Annotated in this window: 13 protein-coding genes; 7 read left to right on the top strand and 6 right to left on the bottom strand. The window is 67.3% G+C overall.

Features of this window, described 5'->3' with window-relative positions; genetic code table 11:
• Positions 1–2 precede the first annotated feature (2 nt).
• The 3 genes from JQ639_RS09700 to JQ639_RS09690 form a co-directional block, all read right to left on the bottom strand.
• Complete coding sequence (locus JQ639_RS09700; RefSeq protein WP_211965903.1) at positions 3–1,214, bottom strand: MFS transporter; 1,212 nt, start codon at positions 1,212–1,214, stop codon at positions 3–5.
• Positions 1,215–1,362: 148 nt separating this feature from the next.
• Positions 1,363–2,238 (bottom strand): isocitrate lyase/PEP mutase family protein, encoded by an 876-nt coding sequence (locus JQ639_RS09695; RefSeq protein WP_211965902.1) that lies wholly within the window; start codon positions 2,236–2,238, stop codon positions 1,363–1,365.
• Between the two features lie 26 nt (positions 2,239–2,264).
• Entirely contained in the window at positions 2,265–3,023 is a 759-nt protein-coding gene (locus JQ639_RS09690) for an SDR family NAD(P)-dependent oxidoreductase (RefSeq protein ID WP_211965901.1), read from the bottom strand.
• A 163-nt stretch (positions 3,024–3,186) separates the two neighbouring features.
• Between JQ639_RS09690 and JQ639_RS09685 the strand changes: the two genes are divergently transcribed.
• Both JQ639_RS09685 and JQ639_RS09680 read left to right on the top strand, forming a co-directional pair.
• A complete protein-coding gene (locus JQ639_RS09685; RefSeq protein ID WP_211965900.1) occupies positions 3,187–4,497 on the top strand; it encodes an MFS transporter in 1,311 nt (436 codons plus the stop codon).
• A gap of 55 nt (positions 4,498–4,552) precedes the next feature.
• The gene (locus JQ639_RS09680) at positions 4,553–5,284 is read left to right on the top strand and encodes a GntR family transcriptional regulator (protein ID WP_211965899.1); all 732 of its coding nucleotides are present in this window, start codon (positions 4,553–4,555) and stop codon (positions 5,282–5,284) included.
• Positions 5,285–5,479: 195 nt separating this feature from the next.
• Here the strand turns inward: JQ639_RS09680 and JQ639_RS09675 are convergent, their stop codons facing one another.
• A complete protein-coding gene (locus JQ639_RS09675) occupies positions 5,480–6,304 on the bottom strand; it encodes a uracil-DNA glycosylase (RefSeq protein WP_211965898.1) in 825 nt (274 codons plus the stop codon).
• Between the two features lie 220 nt (positions 6,305–6,524).
• Between JQ639_RS09675 and JQ639_RS09670 the strand changes: the two genes are divergently transcribed.
• The 3 genes from JQ639_RS09670 (at position 6,525) to JQ639_RS09660 (ending at position 11,373) form a co-directional block, all read left to right on the top strand.
• Entirely contained in the window at positions 6,525–8,186 is a 1,662-nt protein-coding gene (locus JQ639_RS09670; protein ID WP_211965897.1) for an electron transfer flavoprotein-ubiquinone oxidoreductase, read from the top strand.
• A 329-nt stretch (positions 8,187–8,515) separates the two neighbouring features.
• Positions 8,516–10,333: a tetratricopeptide repeat protein gene (locus JQ639_RS09665; RefSeq protein WP_211965896.1), complete on the top strand. Its 1,818-nt coding sequence runs from the start codon at positions 8,516–8,518 to the stop codon at positions 10,331–10,333.
• 161 nt (positions 10,334–10,494) lie between these two features.
• Positions 10,495–11,373, top strand: coding sequence for a 4-(cytidine 5'-diphospho)-2-C-methyl-D-erythritol kinase (locus JQ639_RS09660; RefSeq protein WP_211965895.1), 879 nt, complete (start codon positions 10,495–10,497; stop codon positions 11,371–11,373).
• A gap of 21 nt (positions 11,374–11,394) precedes the next feature.
• Here JQ639_RS09660 and JQ639_RS09655 read toward each other — a convergent pair whose 3' ends face one another.
• Positions 11,395–12,561 carry an AAA family ATPase gene (locus tag JQ639_RS09655; protein ID WP_211965894.1) on the bottom strand — a complete coding sequence of 389 codons (1,167 nt, stop codon included), beginning with the start codon at positions 12,559–12,561 and terminating at the stop codon, positions 11,395–11,397.
• Between the two features lie 74 nt (positions 12,562–12,635).
• Entirely contained in the window at positions 12,636–13,646 is a 1,011-nt protein-coding gene (locus JQ639_RS09650; RefSeq protein WP_211965893.1) for a polyprenyl synthetase family protein, read from the bottom strand.
• A 115-nt stretch (positions 13,647–13,761) separates the two neighbouring features.
• Between JQ639_RS09650 and JQ639_RS09645 the strand changes: the two genes are divergently transcribed.
• Together JQ639_RS09645 and JQ639_RS09640 are read left to right on the top strand one after the other, a co-directional pair.
• Entirely contained in the window at positions 13,762–13,989 is a 228-nt protein-coding gene (locus JQ639_RS09645; RefSeq protein ID WP_211965892.1) for a putative signal transducing protein, read from the top strand.
• On the top strand, positions 13,982–14,746 hold the full coding sequence (locus JQ639_RS09640) for a tRNA1(Val) (adenine(37)-N6)-methyltransferase (RefSeq protein WP_211965891.1): 765 nt from the start codon (positions 13,982–13,984) through the stop codon (positions 14,744–14,746). The genes JQ639_RS09645 and JQ639_RS09640 overlap by 8 nt, the downstream gene beginning before the upstream one ends.
• The last annotated feature ends 336 nt before the right edge of the window (positions 14,747–15,082 follow it).

Raw genomic sequence — 15,082 nt, 5'->3', positions numbered from 1 at the left:
GATCAGGCCGCGGCCGCTTCGCGGCGCGCCCGCGCGGTCAGCACCAGGACGATGAGCGCCAGCGCGACCGGCGGGAACACGATGGCCGTGACCATCGGCCAGCCATAGCTGGTGAGAATCTGGCCCGACGAGAACGACCCGATCGCCATCATCCCGAACACCAGGAAGTCATTGAACGCCTGGACCTTGTTGCGCTCCTGCGGCCGGTGGGTTTCGAGCACCAGCGCAGACGCGCCGACGAACGAGAAATTCCATCCCAGCCCGACCACGATCAGCGTGACCCAGAAGTGCATCGCGGTGATGCCGCTATGGCCGATCGCCGCGGCGAGCGCTTCCAGCAGCAGCCCGCAGGCGACGACGCGCGCCGCGCCGAAGCGCGCGATCAGCGTGCCGGTGACGAAGCTCGGCGCATACATCGCCACGACATGCCACTGGATGCCGAAGTTGGAATCGCTGACGGTCAGCCCGCAGAACTTCATCGCGAGAGGCGCCGACGTCATCAGCAGATTCATCATGGCATACGCCACCGTGCCGCACAGTGCCGCGGCGACGAAGCGCGGCTGGCGGGCAATGGCGAACAGCGGGCGTCCGTCCGCATGGCTGGTGGCCGGTGGCGGCGGCGCATCGACGCCGGCCAGCACCGCCATGGCGACGAGTGCGACCACCGTCTGGGCGATGAAGCTCGCCGCGAACACGAATGGCGGCCAGATATCCATGGTCCACTGTACGAGTTGCGGACCTAGCACGCCCGCGAAGACGCCGCCCGCCATCACCCAGGACAGCGCCTTCGGGCGGTACGCCGCGCTGGCGCCGTCGGCGGCGGCGAAACGGTAGGACTGGGCGACGGCGGCATAGAGCCCGCCGAGGAAGGTCGCGCAGCAGAACAGGGCGAAAGAGCCGCGCAGGATGGCGATCGCGGCGATCAATCCGCACAGCGCACCACAACCCGCACCGATCATGAACGCCGTGCGCCGGCCGAAGGCCCGGGAGATCGCGCCGGTCGGCAGCGTGCCGCAGGCGATGCCGACGACATAGATCGAGATCGGCAAGGTCGCGAGGGAGGTGTCGGGCGCGAGCGTTGCGCCAACGATGGAGCCGGTGGCGAAGATCACCGCGGCATTGGCGCCGGTCAGGGACTGCGCGACAGCAAGCCGCAGGACGTTGGCGCGCGCCCGGACGTCGTCACAAGCCTCGTCGGCAGGGATTGCAGTCATTTGTTCTTCTGTCCCGGCGAACAAAGGGAAGTTGTTTCCCTTTATCGCCGAAATCATAGGCGATTTCTATCGCTTTCGCCGCCAGAGATAGCAACCATGTTCCGCCGACGGGTTCGAAGCGGCGTGACGATCCTGTGGATAACCTGTCTCAGGTGCCGGCCGACCAGCCATAGTGCTCGTCGAGGTCCTCGTACGCGGGCAGTCCGACCAGGTCGCTGTAGGCCTGGTAGGTCACCATATCGGCAGCACGGGCGCGCGGGGTGCCGTCGCGCTTGAGCACCGCCAGGGTGTCCGCGATCGCCTTGACCGCCGAGAACAGCGTCGAGAGCGCATAGAACGCGAGCTGAAAGCCCATCTGCTCAAGGTCGCGGGCGGTCAGCGCGGTTGTCTCGTTGCCGTCGACGATGCTGACCACCTTGGGGCCGTCGACCGCCTTCGCCACCGCCTCGACGTCGGCGATGGTCTTGATGCCGTCGACGAACACGAGGTCGACGCCCGTGTCCTGATACAGCTTCGCCCGCCGGATCGCCTCCGCGGCGCCGGCACCGGGCAGGGCGTCGGTACGCGCGATGATCAGCATCTCGCTCGCGCCCCGGGCGGCGATCGCGCAGCGCAGCCGCCGCACGTTTTCCTCCGCCGAGATCACCCGCACGCCGGCGAGCTGGCCGCAGCGCTTGGGCAGCTGCTGGTCCTCGAGATGGATCGCGGCGACGCCGGCCTGAAGATACTCCTCGACGGTACGGACGATGTTGGCAGGCCCGCCATAGCCGGTGTCGGCGTCGGCGATCACCGGGATCGACACCGCGCGCGTCATGTCGCGGGCATGGGTCGTCATCTCGGTCTGGCTCATGAGGCCGAGATCGGGCTGGCCGAGCCGGCTCGCGGTGGCGCCGAAGCCGGTCATGTAGATCGCAGGAAAGCCGGCCTGCTGCACGAGGCGCGCGGTGAGCGCATCGGGTGCCCCCGGAGCCTGGATGATCCGTCCCTGGCCGAGCAGGGTTTTCAGTGCGCGTGCCTGTGTCATGTCATGGCCTCTTGTCTGGTTGCTGTTTATCGGCCGCCGGAGACGTCGAGCACGACGCCGGTGATATAGGCGGATGCCGGCGACAGCAGCCACACCACGGCCTCGGCGACCTCCGCGGCCGTGCCGAGCCGCTTCAGCGGAATGACGTCGGCCATCGCGGCAATCTGCCCGGGATCGGCGAACACGTCGTTCTGGATCTCGGTGTCGATCACACCGGGCGCGAGCGCGTTGACGCGCACGGCCGGCGCCAGCTCCTTGGCGAGCGCCACCGTGAAGCTCGCCACCGCGCCCTTGGTGGTCGCGTAGGCGATGCTGCCGACCATGCCGCCGGTGCGTGCGGCGATCGACGACAGGCCGACGATCGAGCGCTGCGGCCGATCGCTGCCGTGGCGGCAGAACGCGTGCGAGACGTAGAACGCGCTCTTGAGATTGACCGCGAGCACGCGTTCGAGCTCGCCGGCGTCGAGCTCGCGCACCGTCATGCGGCGGCCGATGATGCCGGCATTGTTCACGAGATGGTCGATCGGTCCGAGCGTGGCCGCGACTTCGGCGGCGGCAGCATCCACGGCAGTTTTGTCGGAAACGTCGACACGGCGCGTCAGCACCTGGGCGCCGTAGGTTCGCGCAAGCTCTGCGAGGCGGTCATCGCGCAGATCCCACACCGCGAGCTTCGCGCCCGCCGCGAGCAGCTTCTCGGTCACCGCACGGCCGATGCCGGAGGCGCCGCCGGTGACCAGCACGACGCGGTCGCGAAAAAAGGTGGTGTCGGCGGCGGGGGCGGTCATGGCGTCCTCTTGTCGTGGCGAGCCGGGCAACGGCGCTGGAACCGTCACAAGGCTAACTAGGGTTCTAGTTTATGTATGCTACTTGCGTGGGGGGATGTCCATGGCTATAGGGGCGTGGCAAGCTCCGCATCGGTGACGGGGCCGGGACAAACGGGGGGAATCCATGGCGGATGTCATCGGCGCACAGGTTGCGCACAGCGGCGCGGACGTGCGCGACCGCACCATCGGCAAGTTGAACACGCGGATCGTGCTGTTCTGCTTCATCTGTTTCATTGTCAATTATCTCGACCGCGTGAACATCGGCTTCGCGGCGCTGCATATGAACAAGGACGTCGGCCTGACGCCTTACATGTTCGGTCTCGGCGCCGGCATCTTCTTCATCGGCTACATGGCGTTCGAGATTCCCAGCAACATGATGCTGCATCGGCTCGGTTCGCGGGTGTGGATCGCGCGCATCATGGTGACCTGGGGCATCGTGTCCTGCGCCATGGCCTATGTGCAGGGCGCGACCTCGTTCTATGTGTTGCGCTTCCTGCTCGGCGTCGCCGAAGCCGGCTTTGCGCCGGGCGTGCTGCTGTATCTCACCTTCTGGTTTCCGGCGAAGGAGCGTGGACGCGCGACCGCGTCGTTCATGGCCGCGACCGTGCTGTCGATCGTGTTCGGCGCACCGTTGTCGGCCTGGCTGATCGACGCCGGCGAGGGCCTGTTCGGCTTCCGCGGCTGGCAGGTGATGTTCCTGCTCGAAGGCTTGCCGGCCATTCTGCTCGGCGTCTTCACCTTCTTCTATCTGGTCGACCGGCCGGAGACCGACACGCGCTGGCTGAAGGAGGACGAGCGGCGGTGGCTGCTGGCGCAGCTCGAGGCGGAGCGGGCCACGGCGGCCGGCGATACCCGCCATCGGCTTGGTGAGATCTTCAGCGACTACCGTGTCTGGCTGCTGACGCTGGTCTACATGTTCAACGGCATCGCCGTGTACGGCGTCATCATGTGGCTGCCGCAGATCGTCAAGAGCCTCGGCAACCTGACGACGCTGCAGACCGGCGTGGTCTCGGCGATCCCGTTCGTGTTCGCGGCGATCGGCCTCGTGGTGATCGCCCGCAGTTCCGACCGCAGCGGCGAGCGCAAGATCCACACCGCGATCGCCGGCCTGTTCGGCGGCCTGTTCCTGGCGGCGAGCACGTTCGCGCCGAGCCCGCTGGTCGGGCTGATGCTGCTGTGCGCCTGCGCGTTCTTCCTGTGGTCGTATCTCGGCGTGTTCTGGACGCTGCCGACCCAGTTCCTGTCGGGCGCCGCTGCCGCTGGCGGCCTTGCCGCGATCAACGGCTTCGCGCAGCTCGGCGGCTTCACCGGGCCTTATCTCGTGGGCTGGGTGAAGACGGCGACCGACAGCTTCCAGCTCGCGCTGCTGGTGCTCGCGATCTTCCCGATCCTCGGCTTCTTCCTGTGCATGAGCCTGAAGGCGCGCCGGGACTAAAGGAAACGGCCCATGGCGCTATGGATCAGCCAGCGAGGTGAGATAGCATAGCGCCATGGGGACGAAGCCACGCAACACCGCCGCGCCGACACTGGCGCAGACCATTGCCGAGCGCATCCGCGCCGCGATCGTCGATGCCGAGTTCGAGTTCGGCGAGGGGTTGTCGGAGGACACGCTGGCGGCGGCGTTCGAGGTCAGCCGCACGCCGGTGCGCGAGGCGCTCAATATCCTGCAGATGCAGGATCTCGTGCATATCGTGCCGAAGTCCGGCACCTATGTGTTTACGCCGAAACCCGAGGACATCGCCGAGCTGTGCGACCATCGCGCCGGCCTGGAGGTGCAGGCCATGCGGCTCGCGCTCGCGGGGGGCCGGACGGCCGAGCTGACGCGGGCGCTGCGGGCGGCGCAGGAACGCATGGCTGCGGCCATCCGCGGCAAGGACCTGCAGGCGTACGGCCGCGCCGATACCGATTTTCATCTCGCGTTCTTCGCCGCCTGCCGCAACCGCTACCTCGAGCGTGCCTATGGCCAGATCCTTGGCCGCGTCGCCGCGCTGCGCACCCATCTGGCGATCAAAGCGGAGGGAGAGCCGGCGCGCTCTTTCAAGGATCATCAGGCCATGATCCGCCTGATCGGCGCCGGCGATACCGCACGGCTGTCGCGCCTGCTGATCGCCCACATCCTGCGCACCAAGGCGAACTATCTCAACGCCTTCGCCACCATGGCGCCGGGCGGTCCGTCCGGCCGCGCGCTGCGCCTGCGCAAGCGGCTGTTCGAGCAGGGGTGAGGCGTCATACGACGTGTGCCAAACGTTGCCGTGATGTGGTTGCGGACGGCGGCCCTCCACACTCGGCGTCATGGCCGGACTTGATCCGGCCATCCAGCTTCAAGCCGACACCCTGACAAGATGGATCTCCGGGCAAGCCGGTGATGACGCCGAATATGCGGAGATGCCGTGTCTGCGGCCAGCGCTTCTTGCGCTTCACGCCGGCGTCAATGCCTTGCGGATGGCGCGCAGGTCCTGCCAGGCGAGGCGCTTGTAGGCGGGCGAGCGCAACAGGTACGCGGGATGGAACGTCGGCATGGCGCGGATGGTGCGCCGGCCGGTGTCATAGTCGATCCACTTGCCGCGGGTGCGCATGATGCCCTCGCGGGTGCGCAGCAGCGACTGGGTCGACGGGTTGCCCATGGTCACCAGAATATCGGGATCGACCAGTTCGATCTGGCGCTGGATGAACGGCAGGCAGATCTGGGTCTCCTGCGGTGTCGGGGTGCGGTTACCCGGCGGACGCCACGGAATGACGTTGGCGATATAGACCTTGGTGCGGTCGAGCCCGATGGCGCCGATCATCAGGTCGAGCAGCTTGCCCGAACGGCCGACGAACGGCAGGCCCTCGATATCCTCGTCGCGCCCGGGAGCCTCGCCGACGAACATGATGCGCGCCTGCGGGGTGCCGTCGGCGAAGACCAGCCGGGTTGCCGTGGACTTGAGCGCGCAGCCGTCGAAATTGTCGAGCAGCGCCCGCAGTTCCTCGAGCGTGGTGGCGGTGCGGGCGGCCTCGCGCGCGGAGGTGATGGCGATGTCGGGCGGCGGCGCGGCGTCGTTGCGCGATGATGGCACGACCGCAGGGGCTGCTGCGGTGAGAGGCGCTGATGTCCGCAGCGCCGGGCGCTGGGCGGGCGCGAGGTCCTCGACCGTCTCCTCCGCAAGGCGGTCGACCGGCTCGTCCGACAGCGCGCAGTCCACCCCGGCCTCGAGGTAGAAGGCAAGCAACTGGTGAACGGACGGTGCGGGTTCGTGCAGCATGCGGCGTGGATCGATGGACCTGCGGGCCGGTCGGGCCGGCGACCAAGTTTAAAGCGGATGGTGGAGCGTTGATACGCCTCCATGTGGCATACAAGCGGGCTGATCGTCCATGCCCGGAGCGCCGCGGAGGCGGCTGTGCCGGGCGGGGGTTGTCGACGGCCCAAAAATCGGAAACAACAGGATTGGAAACGTTCTTATTCAGGGTATTTGAGACCTCAGCATGAGCACCGAGCCGCTGCCGCCGCGCGAATCCATGGAATTCGACGTCGTGATCGTCGGGGCGGGGCCGTCCGGCCTCACCACGGCCATCCGCCTCAAGCAGCTCAACCCCGAACTCAGCGTCGTGGTGGTCGAGAAGGGCTCGGAAGTCGGCGCCCATATCCTGTCCGGCGCGGTGATCGATCCGGCGGGGCTCGACAAGCTGGTTCCGGACTGGCGCGAGGACCCTGATTGCCCGCTCAAGACCCAGGTCACGGACGATCACTTCTACTGGACGACCTCCAGCCTCAAGATTCGCCTGCCGAATTTCCTGATGCCGCCGCTGATGGACAACCATCACTGCTACATCGGCTCGCTCGGCAACGTGTGCCGCTGGCTCGCCACCAGGGCCGAGGCGCTCGGGGTGGAGATCTACCCCGGCTTCGCCGCGACCGAAGTGATCTATGGCGAGCATGGCGAGGTGCGCGGCATCGCCACCGGCGACATGGGCATCGGCCGTGATGGCGAGCCCAAGGCGTCCTTTACCCGTGGCATGGAATTGCTCGGCAAGTACACGCTGTTCGCCGAAGGCGCGCGGGGCTCGCTGTCCAAGCAGCTGATCGCGAAGTTTGCCCTCGACGCCAAGAGCGAGCCGCCGAAGTTCGGCATCGGTCTCAAGGAGGTCTGGCAGATCGATCCGGCCAAGCACAAGAAGGGCCTGATCCAGCACTCGTTCGGCTGGCCGCTGAACAATTCCACCGGCGGTGGCTCGTTCCTGTACCACTACGACGACGATCTCGTCGCCGTCGGCTTCGTCGTCCACCTCAACTATGCCGATCCCTATCTGTCGCCGTTCGACGAGTTCCAGCGCTTCAAGACCCATCCGCTGGTGCGCGACGTGTTCGAGGGCGGCAAGCGCCTTGCCTACGGCGCGCGCGCCATCACCGAGGGTGGCTACCAGTCGGTGCCGCGGCTGTCGTTCGCCGGCGGCGCGCTGATCGGCTGCGCCGCAGGCTTCGTCAACGTGCCGCGCATCAAGGGCGTCCACAACGCCATGGGTTCGGGTCTCCTCGCGGCTGAGCATGTCGCTGCGGCGCTGGCCGCCGGCCGCGCCAACGACGAATTGTCCGAGTACGAAAACGCCTGGCGGTCCTCGCCGGTCGGCCAGGATCTTTACAAGGTCCGCAACGTCAAGCCGCTGTGGTCGAAGTTCGGCACCCTGCTGGGCGCGCCGCTCGGCGCCATCGACATGTGGACCAACACGCTGTTCGGCTTCTCGCTGTTCGGCACTGTGGGGCACGGCAAGCCGGATCGCGCCGCGCTCGACCCGGCCAAGGCGCACAGCCCCGTGCCGGCGGCCAAGGCGGACGGCAAGCTGACATTCGACAAGCTGTCGTCGGTGTTCCTGTCCAACACCAACCATGAGGAGGATCAGCCGATCCACCTCAAGGTCAAGGATATGACCCTGCAGAAGACGTCCGAGCACGACGTGTTCGCCGGCCCGTCCAACCGCTATTGCCCCGCGGGGGTCTACGAGTGGGTGGAAGAGGGTAGCGATCCGCGATTTGTGATCAACGCCCAGAACTGCGTCCACTGCAAAACCTGCGACATCAAGGATCCCAACGGCAACATCACCTGGGTTCCGCCAGAGGGCGGCGGCGGCCCGAACTATCAGGCGATGTAAAGGGAACGGCCGGCGCCGCCTGCGTGGCCGCGGGTGCGCGCCGTCTGCCGGCTTGGGTAGAGCCATCCACTCACGGGCATTTGGCCGCGGCGGCCGCGCCGCTGCCGCATTCGGCCACGATCCCGCCACAGTGCGCAGGCCAAACGCCTGTCGCATGTTCTTGCGGTCGTGCAGCAAAAGCGCCATTGTCGCGAACCGGTGCGCCGCATGGTGCCCTGCAATTCAATCGGGCCGTCGCAAGCGGTCGGTGAGGCCGTCGTCCCATTCCGCTGATGCCCGAATCCGTCCATCAAAATCCGGGACTTAATCTTGGAGCCAGGCGAGTCGTGATGAAGTTCATTCGTTTCAATCGTCTGGCGGTCGCCGCCGTCACCATCGCCGCATTGGCCGCCGGCGCGCCCGCGCTGGCGCAGGACGGTGCCAAGGGCGAGGCGGCCAAAACCGAGGGCGCCAGGGGCGAGGGTGCCAAGAGCACCGCGTTTCCCACCAGCCGCGACCTGATGTCCATGACGACCGCCGGCAGTTATCTTGCCGCGCGCCATGCCAGTGTCGAGCGCGACGCCGCGTCCGCGGCCGCGTTCTATCGCTCCGCGCTGCGCTCCGATCCCAAGAACAACGAGCTGCTCGACCGTGCCTTCATCTCCTCGCTGGCCGAGGGTGACATCGACGAGGCGGTCAAGCTCGGTGAGCGCATCCTGACCATCGACAAGAACAACCGCGTCGCGCGTCTTGTGGTCGGCGTGCGTGACCTCAAGCTGAAGCGCTATGGCGCCGCCCAGCAGAACATCAATCAGTCGGTCCGCGGCCCGATTACCGATCTCGTCGCGGCGCTGCTGTCGGGCTGGGCGCAGTACGGCGCCGGCAATACCCAGGCGGCGGTCGCCAGCATCGACAAGTTGCAGGGGCCGGAATGGTACCCGCTGTTCAAGGACTTCCATACGGGCATGCTGCTCGACCTCGCGGGCAAGTCGAAGGACGCCGGCGTGCGTCTGGAGCGCGCCTACAAGCTCGACGATTCGGCGCTGCGGGTTGCCGAGGCCTATGCGCACTGGCTGTCGCGGTCGAAGGACCCTGCAGCGGCTGCGGCGATCTATGAGGCCTTCGACAAGAAGCTCGCCCGCCACCCGGTGGTGGTCGACGGCCTGCGCGAGACCAAGGCCGGCAAGAAGCTGCCGCCGCTCGCCGATTCGCCGCAGGCCGGCGCCGCCGAAGCGCTCTATGGCATCGGCGCCTCGCTGACCCGTCGCGGCGGCGAGGATCTCGCACTGGTCTATCTCCAGCTCGCGCTCTATCTCGAGCCGCGCCATGCGCTGGCGCTGCTGTCGCTCGCCGATCTCTATGAATCGGTGAAGAAGCCGCAGATGGCGATCAAGGTCTATGAGCGCGTGCCGGCGAACTCGCCGCTCAAGCGCAACGCCCAGATCCAGCTGGCCACCGATCTCGATGCCGCCGATCGCGGCGACGAGGCGATCAAGATCCTCAAGGAGACCATCGCGCAGGACCCGAAGGACGTCGAGGCCGTGATGGCGCTCGGCAACATCGAGCGCTCGCGCAAGAAGTTCGAGGACTGCTCCACCACCTACTCGCAGGGCATCGATCTCACCTCCGACAAGCCGAACTGGGTGCTGTACTACTTCCGCGGCATCTGCGAGGAGCGCTCCAAGCAGTGGCCGAAGGCCGAGGCCGATCTGAAGAAGGCGCTGGAGATGCAGCCTGATCAGGCGCATGTCCTCAACTATCTCGGTTATTCCTGGATCGATCAGGGCATCAATCTCGACGAGGCGATGAAAATGATCCGCCGCGCCGTCGAGCAGCGCCCGGATGACGGCTACATCGTCGACTCGCTGGGCTGGGCCTATTTCCGCATCGGCAACTACGAGGATGCGGTGAAGACGCTGGAGCGCGCCGTCGACCTCAAGCCCGAGGACCCGACCATCAATGACCATCTTGGCGACGCCTACTGGCGTGTCGGCCGCAAGCTGGAGGCCGGCTTCCAGTGGGCGCACGCCCGCGACCTCAAGCCCGATCCCGAAGAGCTTCCGAAGATCGAGGCCAAAATCAAGAACGGCCTGCCCGACGATGCGTCGCCGGCCGCGGCCTCCGCCGACAAGGACAAGAAGGACGACAAAGGCGACAAGGGCGGCTAGTTCGCGGGTCGGCCCACGCTTGACGTTTCGCATGCAGGGCGGTGGCGGCGAGCCACCGCCCTGTCCTGTTCCCGATACCTTTCCCTTGTTCCCCTCCGGCACAAAATGCTCTAGGGCATGGCCAGCGAGCCGCCTTTGGCTCGATGAGGAACCGCTTCGTCATGCTGACCGAGAGCGCGCGCGCGAAAGTCAATCTCACGCTCAGGGTGCTCGGACGCCGTCCCGACGGCTACCATGAGCTGGAGAGCGTGGTGGCGTTCGCCGGTGTTGCCGATGGCCTCACGCTTGCGCCCGCCTCCGAGACCGCGCTGGCCGTGACTGGTCCGCGCGCCGCCGAATGCGGTGCGCTCGGCGACAATCTCGTGTTCCGGGCCGCTCATGCGCTCGGCGAGCGCATCGCCGGCTTGAAGTCAGGCCATTTTACCCTCGACAAGCACCTGCCGGCGGCGGCAGGTATCGGTGGCGGTTCGGCCGATGCCGCCGCGGCGCTGCGGCTGCTCGCCGCCAGCAACAACCTGCCCTTCGACGACACCCGGATCATGGAGGTGGCGCGTGCCACCGGCGCCGACATTCCGGTGTGCGTCGCCTCGCGCGCCTGCATCATGACCGGCGTCGGCGAAACCATCACGCCCATCGACCTGCCGCCGCTGCCATGCGTGCTGGTCAATCCGCGGGTGCCCGTGGCGACGAAGGACGTGTTCACCGCACTCGGCCTCAAGCCGGGCCAACTGCGCACCGGCCTTTCGGAGGTGCTGGAGGCGATCGCCTGGCCGCCGGCCAAGGCCGGCTTCGACGTCTGGCTCGATGCGCTGATCGGCGGCATCAACGATCTCGAGGCGCCGGCGATCCGCATTCAGCCGATCATCGCCGATGTCCTGGCGGCGCTGCGCGCGACCGGCGGCGTGCGGCTCGCCCGCATGTCGGGGTCGGGCGCGACCTGCTTCGGGGTCTATTCCACGGGCGGCGAGGCGAGCGCAGCCGCAGCAGCGATCCGCAGCGAGCATCCGGAGTGGTGGGTCGAGGCCAGCGTGCTGAGCTGAACGAGCGATCGCGCGTCAGCGCTACGGCCACGTCCAGCGGGCGTGGCCGTTGAGCAGGGCGGGACGATCCGGATCGTCGCTGGCGAGACCGGTCTCGCCGAAATCCTTGCGCAGCTCGATCAGCGCGGCGGTTTCCTCGCGCAGCAGTTCGACGAGCCTGCCGTTGTGCGACACCACGATCATCTGCGAGCGTTCGGCCGCCGCGGCGATCAGCCGTGCGAGCGGCGGGATCAGGTCGGGATGCAGGCTGGTTTCCGGTTCGTTGAGCACCATCAGCTCCGGCGGGCGCGGCGTCAGCAGCGCCGCAACCAGCAACAGGTAGCGCAGCGTGCCGTCGGACAGTTCGGCCGCCTTGAGCGGGCGCAGCAGCCCGTGCTGGCTCATTTCCACCTCGAACCAGCCGTCGCGTGATGGAATCTGCAACGTCGAGCCCGGAAAGGCATCGTCGATGGCGCCGTCGAGGCCGGCGCGGTCGCCGATCATCTGGATGGTACACAGCGCCGCGGCGAGATCGGCGCCATCGTCGGCGAGCACCGGCGTATACGTTCCGACCTGCGGCAGGCGGCACGGCGATTGCCGGTCGGTCCTGAAATGATCGTAGAAGCGCCACGCCCGCAGGCGTTCGCGCACGGCGATCATTTCAGGCGCGGTGCGTGGATCGGCGAAAGCCTGCATCATGCTTTCGAAGTCGGACATCTCGCCAGGGATCTGGGACCAGTCACCGTCATTGGTGATGGCCAGCAGCGCCTTGCCGCGGCGATCGACCAGCAGAGAGCCGCGGCGGAACACCGGGCCTGACCAGATGCATTCGCGCTTGATCTGCGGATCGAGGCCAAACACGCCGTTCGGCGGATAGCCGATGTCGATGGCGTAGCTGAGGTCCTCGGCGCCGAAGCCGAGGCGCAGTTGCATCGGCTTCTTGCGCACCGTGCCCTGCACCGGATGCTTGCGGGTGCGGACGTCGCGCGAGATGGTTTCAGGCCCGGCCCAGAACGTCGACTGCACGCCGCCTTCGCGCGCCAGCGAGCCGACGAGCTGCCCCTGCGCGGTCTCCGCCAGCAGCCGCAGGCCGCGATAGAGGCTCGACTTGCCGCTGCCGTTCGGCCCGGTCACGACGTTGAGGCGGTCGAGCGGAATGGCGAGTTCGCGGATCGAGCGGTAGTTCGAGATCGCGAGGGTCTGCAGCATGTCTCGCTCCCGGGACTGGGGCGCGCACCGCCGCCGGTGTCCGGCGACAGGTGGTCGGAGCAGCGGTCAGGAGATCAGTGCGAGCGCGCGAGGCAGAACGCGACGACCTGCTCCAGCGCCGTCTTCATCGGGGACGACGGGAACAGCGCCAGCGCATCCACCGCCATGGCGCCATAGTGATGGGCGCGGGTCAGGGTGTCTTCCAGCGTGCGGTGCTTGGCCATCAGCCCGATCGCATGGTCGAGATCGGTGTCGCCGATCTCGCCGCGCTCGAGTGTGCGAATCCAGAACGCGCGCTCGACGTCGCTGCCGCGGCGGAACGCGAGCACGACGGGCAGGGTGATCTTGCCCTCGCGGAAGTCGTCGCCGACGTTCTTGCCGAGCTTGGCGGCCTTGCCGCCGTAGTCGAGCACGTCGTCGACGAGCTGGAAGGCGATGCCGAGATTCATGCCGACCGAACGGCACGCGGTCTGCTCGGCCTTCGGACGGTTGGCGATCACCGGTCCAACCTCGCAGGCGGCGGCGAAGAGCTCGGCGGTCTTGCCGCGGATCACGGCGAGGTACTCATCCTCGGTCGTGGCGGTGTTCTTGGCGGCGGCGAGCTGGGCGACCTCGCCCTCGGCGATGGTGGCGGCGGCGGCGGACAGGATGTCGAGCGCGCGCAGCGAGCCGACCTCGACCATCATCCGGAACGCCTGCCCCAGCAGGAAGTCGCCGACCAGCACGCTGGCCTCGTTGCCCCACACCATGCGGGCGGACAGCTTGCCGCGCCGCAGCTCGCTCTCGTCGACGACGTCGTCGTGCAGCAGGGTCGCGGTGTGCATGAACTCGACGGCGGCGGCGAGCTTGATATGGCCGTCGCCGGTGTAGCCGGCGAGCTGGGCCATGGCCAGCGTCAGCATCGGCCGCAGCCGCTTGCCGCCCGAGGAGATCAGGTGGTTGGCGACCTCCGGGATCATGGTGACTTCGGAGCCTGTCCGCGACAGGATGGTGCTGTTGACCCGCTCCATGTCGGAGGCGACAAGAGCCACCAGTTCGTCGATCGACCCGGACGAGGGACTCTCGAAAGGAACAACCACCGCCACGCCGGATCTCCAGAAGTTCTTGAGGCTTGATAACGGACCGGAATCTGCCGCATTGCGGCGAGGGCGTCAAATCCCATGGCCCCTCAATATCATATGGACCACCTTGGGGGGCAGCGTGCGTGAATTGTTGCGGACCAACGACATGGTGCTGGTTTCGGCGGTCGAGGCCCTGCTCGACGGGGCCGGGATCGGCCATCTGGTGCTGGACCAGAACATGAGCATTATCGAAGGCTCGCTCGGGGTGCTGCCCCGGCGGCTGCTGGTGACCGAGGACGACCTGCGCGCGGCGCGCCAGCTCCTGACCGAGGCCGGGCTCGCCCATGAGCTGCGGGCCGATGACTGAGGCCGAATCCTTCACCGAAGATGGATTTCTCGGCGGCCGGCTTGTGTTGCGCCAGCGCCGCCGCGGCCACCGGGCCGGTCACGACGCCATCCTGTTGGCGGCGGCCACCGTCGGGACGGCCGGGAACCGGGTGGTCGATTTTGGAACCGGGGTGGGCGCCGCGGGGCTGGCGCTGGCCCGCCGGGTCGGCGGGCTCGACCTCGTCCTGGTTGAGATCGATCCGGGCCTTGCGGACTTGGCGCGGCACAATGCCGCCGCCAATGCCCTGCCCGCCGAGGTGCTGGAACTCGACGTCACGGCCGGGGCGGCGGCGTTTGCTGCGGCAGGGCTCCCCGGCGACAGCGTCGATGCCGTGCTGATGAACCCGCCGTTCAACGATCCCGGCCGCCACCGGGCGTCTCCCGATCCCGGGCGGAGCCTTGCCCATCAGGCCGATGCGACGACCCTCGACGGCTGGGTCCATGCAGCCCGCCGTGTGCTGCGTCCGGGCGGTGCACTGACGCTGATCTGGCGAGCGGAGACCCTGGCGGAGGTGATGGCGGCACTGGCCCGCGGCTTCGGCAGCCTGAGCATCTTGCCGGTGCATCCGGATCCGGCGTCGCCGGCGATCCGCGTGCTGGTGCAGGCGGTGAAGGGCGGGCGTGCGCCGATGCGGCTGCTCAGAGGAATCGCGCTCAACGACGCGGCGGGGCAACCGCATCCGGCCCTGCAGGGCGTGATGCGTGGCGAGCAGCCGCTGACGCTCGCCGGGACGTGAGGCTGCTTACTGCGGCAGCGTTTCTGATCGCGAATCGGGCAGCGACGTCATGCGGATTGCGGTCAGGAGCACGCCCATCATCAGCAGGAGAAGATAGATCTTCATCGCGGCACCATCACTCGCCCGTTACAACCTAGAGCCGGACATCAACGGTCTGCGATCAAGTCTCGTGATCGCCAGATCACGAACGCGGTATCGCGACGTCGATAGCCAATTCATCTAAGCAAGAAGCGTTCCAGTGGTTAACGCGCGGTTACGCAATCGTGTCATTTCCACGATATTCATGTGCGGTCTGCCACAGCCGTTTCGTCCGGCTGCAATGCAGCCTGACGGATG

The sequence above is a fragment of the Bradyrhizobium sp. U87765 SZCCT0048 genome (assembly GCF_018131225.1).
In the GTDB taxonomy this organism is placed as follows: Bacteria; Pseudomonadota; Alphaproteobacteria; order Rhizobiales; family Xanthobacteraceae; genus Bradyrhizobium_A.
The sequence above is the reverse complement of the archived record's forward strand: the minus strand, read 5'-3'. Positions and strand labels throughout refer to the sequence as shown.

Coding starts and splice junctions, on each gene's coding strand:
- JQ639_RS09690 (WP_211965901.1), bottom strand. CDS start 3,023: ATGACCGCCCCCGCCGCCGACACCACCTTTTTTCGCGACCGCGTCGTG.
- JQ639_RS09675 (WP_211965898.1), bottom strand. CDS start 6,304: ATGCTGCACGAACCCGCACCGTCCGTTCACCAGTTGCTTGCCTTCTAC.
- JQ639_RS09660 (WP_211965895.1), top strand. CDS start 10,495: ATGCTGACCGAGAGCGCGCGCGCGAAAGTCAATCTCACGCTCAGGGTG.
- JQ639_RS09670 (WP_211965897.1), top strand. CDS start 6,525: ATGAGCACCGAGCCGCTGCCGCCGCGCGAATCCATGGAATTCGACGTC.
- JQ639_RS09685 (WP_211965900.1), top strand. CDS start 3,187: ATGGCGGATGTCATCGGCGCACAGGTTGCGCACAGCGGCGCGGACGTG.
- JQ639_RS09700 (WP_211965903.1), bottom strand. CDS start 1,214: ATGACTGCAATCCCTGCCGACGAGGCTTGTGACGACGTCCGGGCGCGC.
- JQ639_RS09695 (WP_211965902.1), bottom strand. CDS start 2,238: ATGACACAGGCACGCGCACTGAAAACCCTGCTCGGCCAGGGACGGATC.
- JQ639_RS09665 (WP_211965896.1), top strand. CDS start 8,516: ATGAAGTTCATTCGTTTCAATCGTCTGGCGGTCGCCGCCGTCACCATC.
- JQ639_RS09680 (WP_211965899.1), top strand. CDS start 4,553: ATGGGGACGAAGCCACGCAACACCGCCGCGCCGACACTGGCGCAGACC.
- JQ639_RS09640 (WP_211965891.1), top strand. CDS start 13,982: ATGACTGAGGCCGAATCCTTCACCGAAGATGGATTTCTCGGCGGCCGG.
- JQ639_RS09655 (WP_211965894.1), bottom strand. CDS start 12,561: ATGCTGCAGACCCTCGCGATCTCGAACTACCGCTCGATCCGCGAACTC.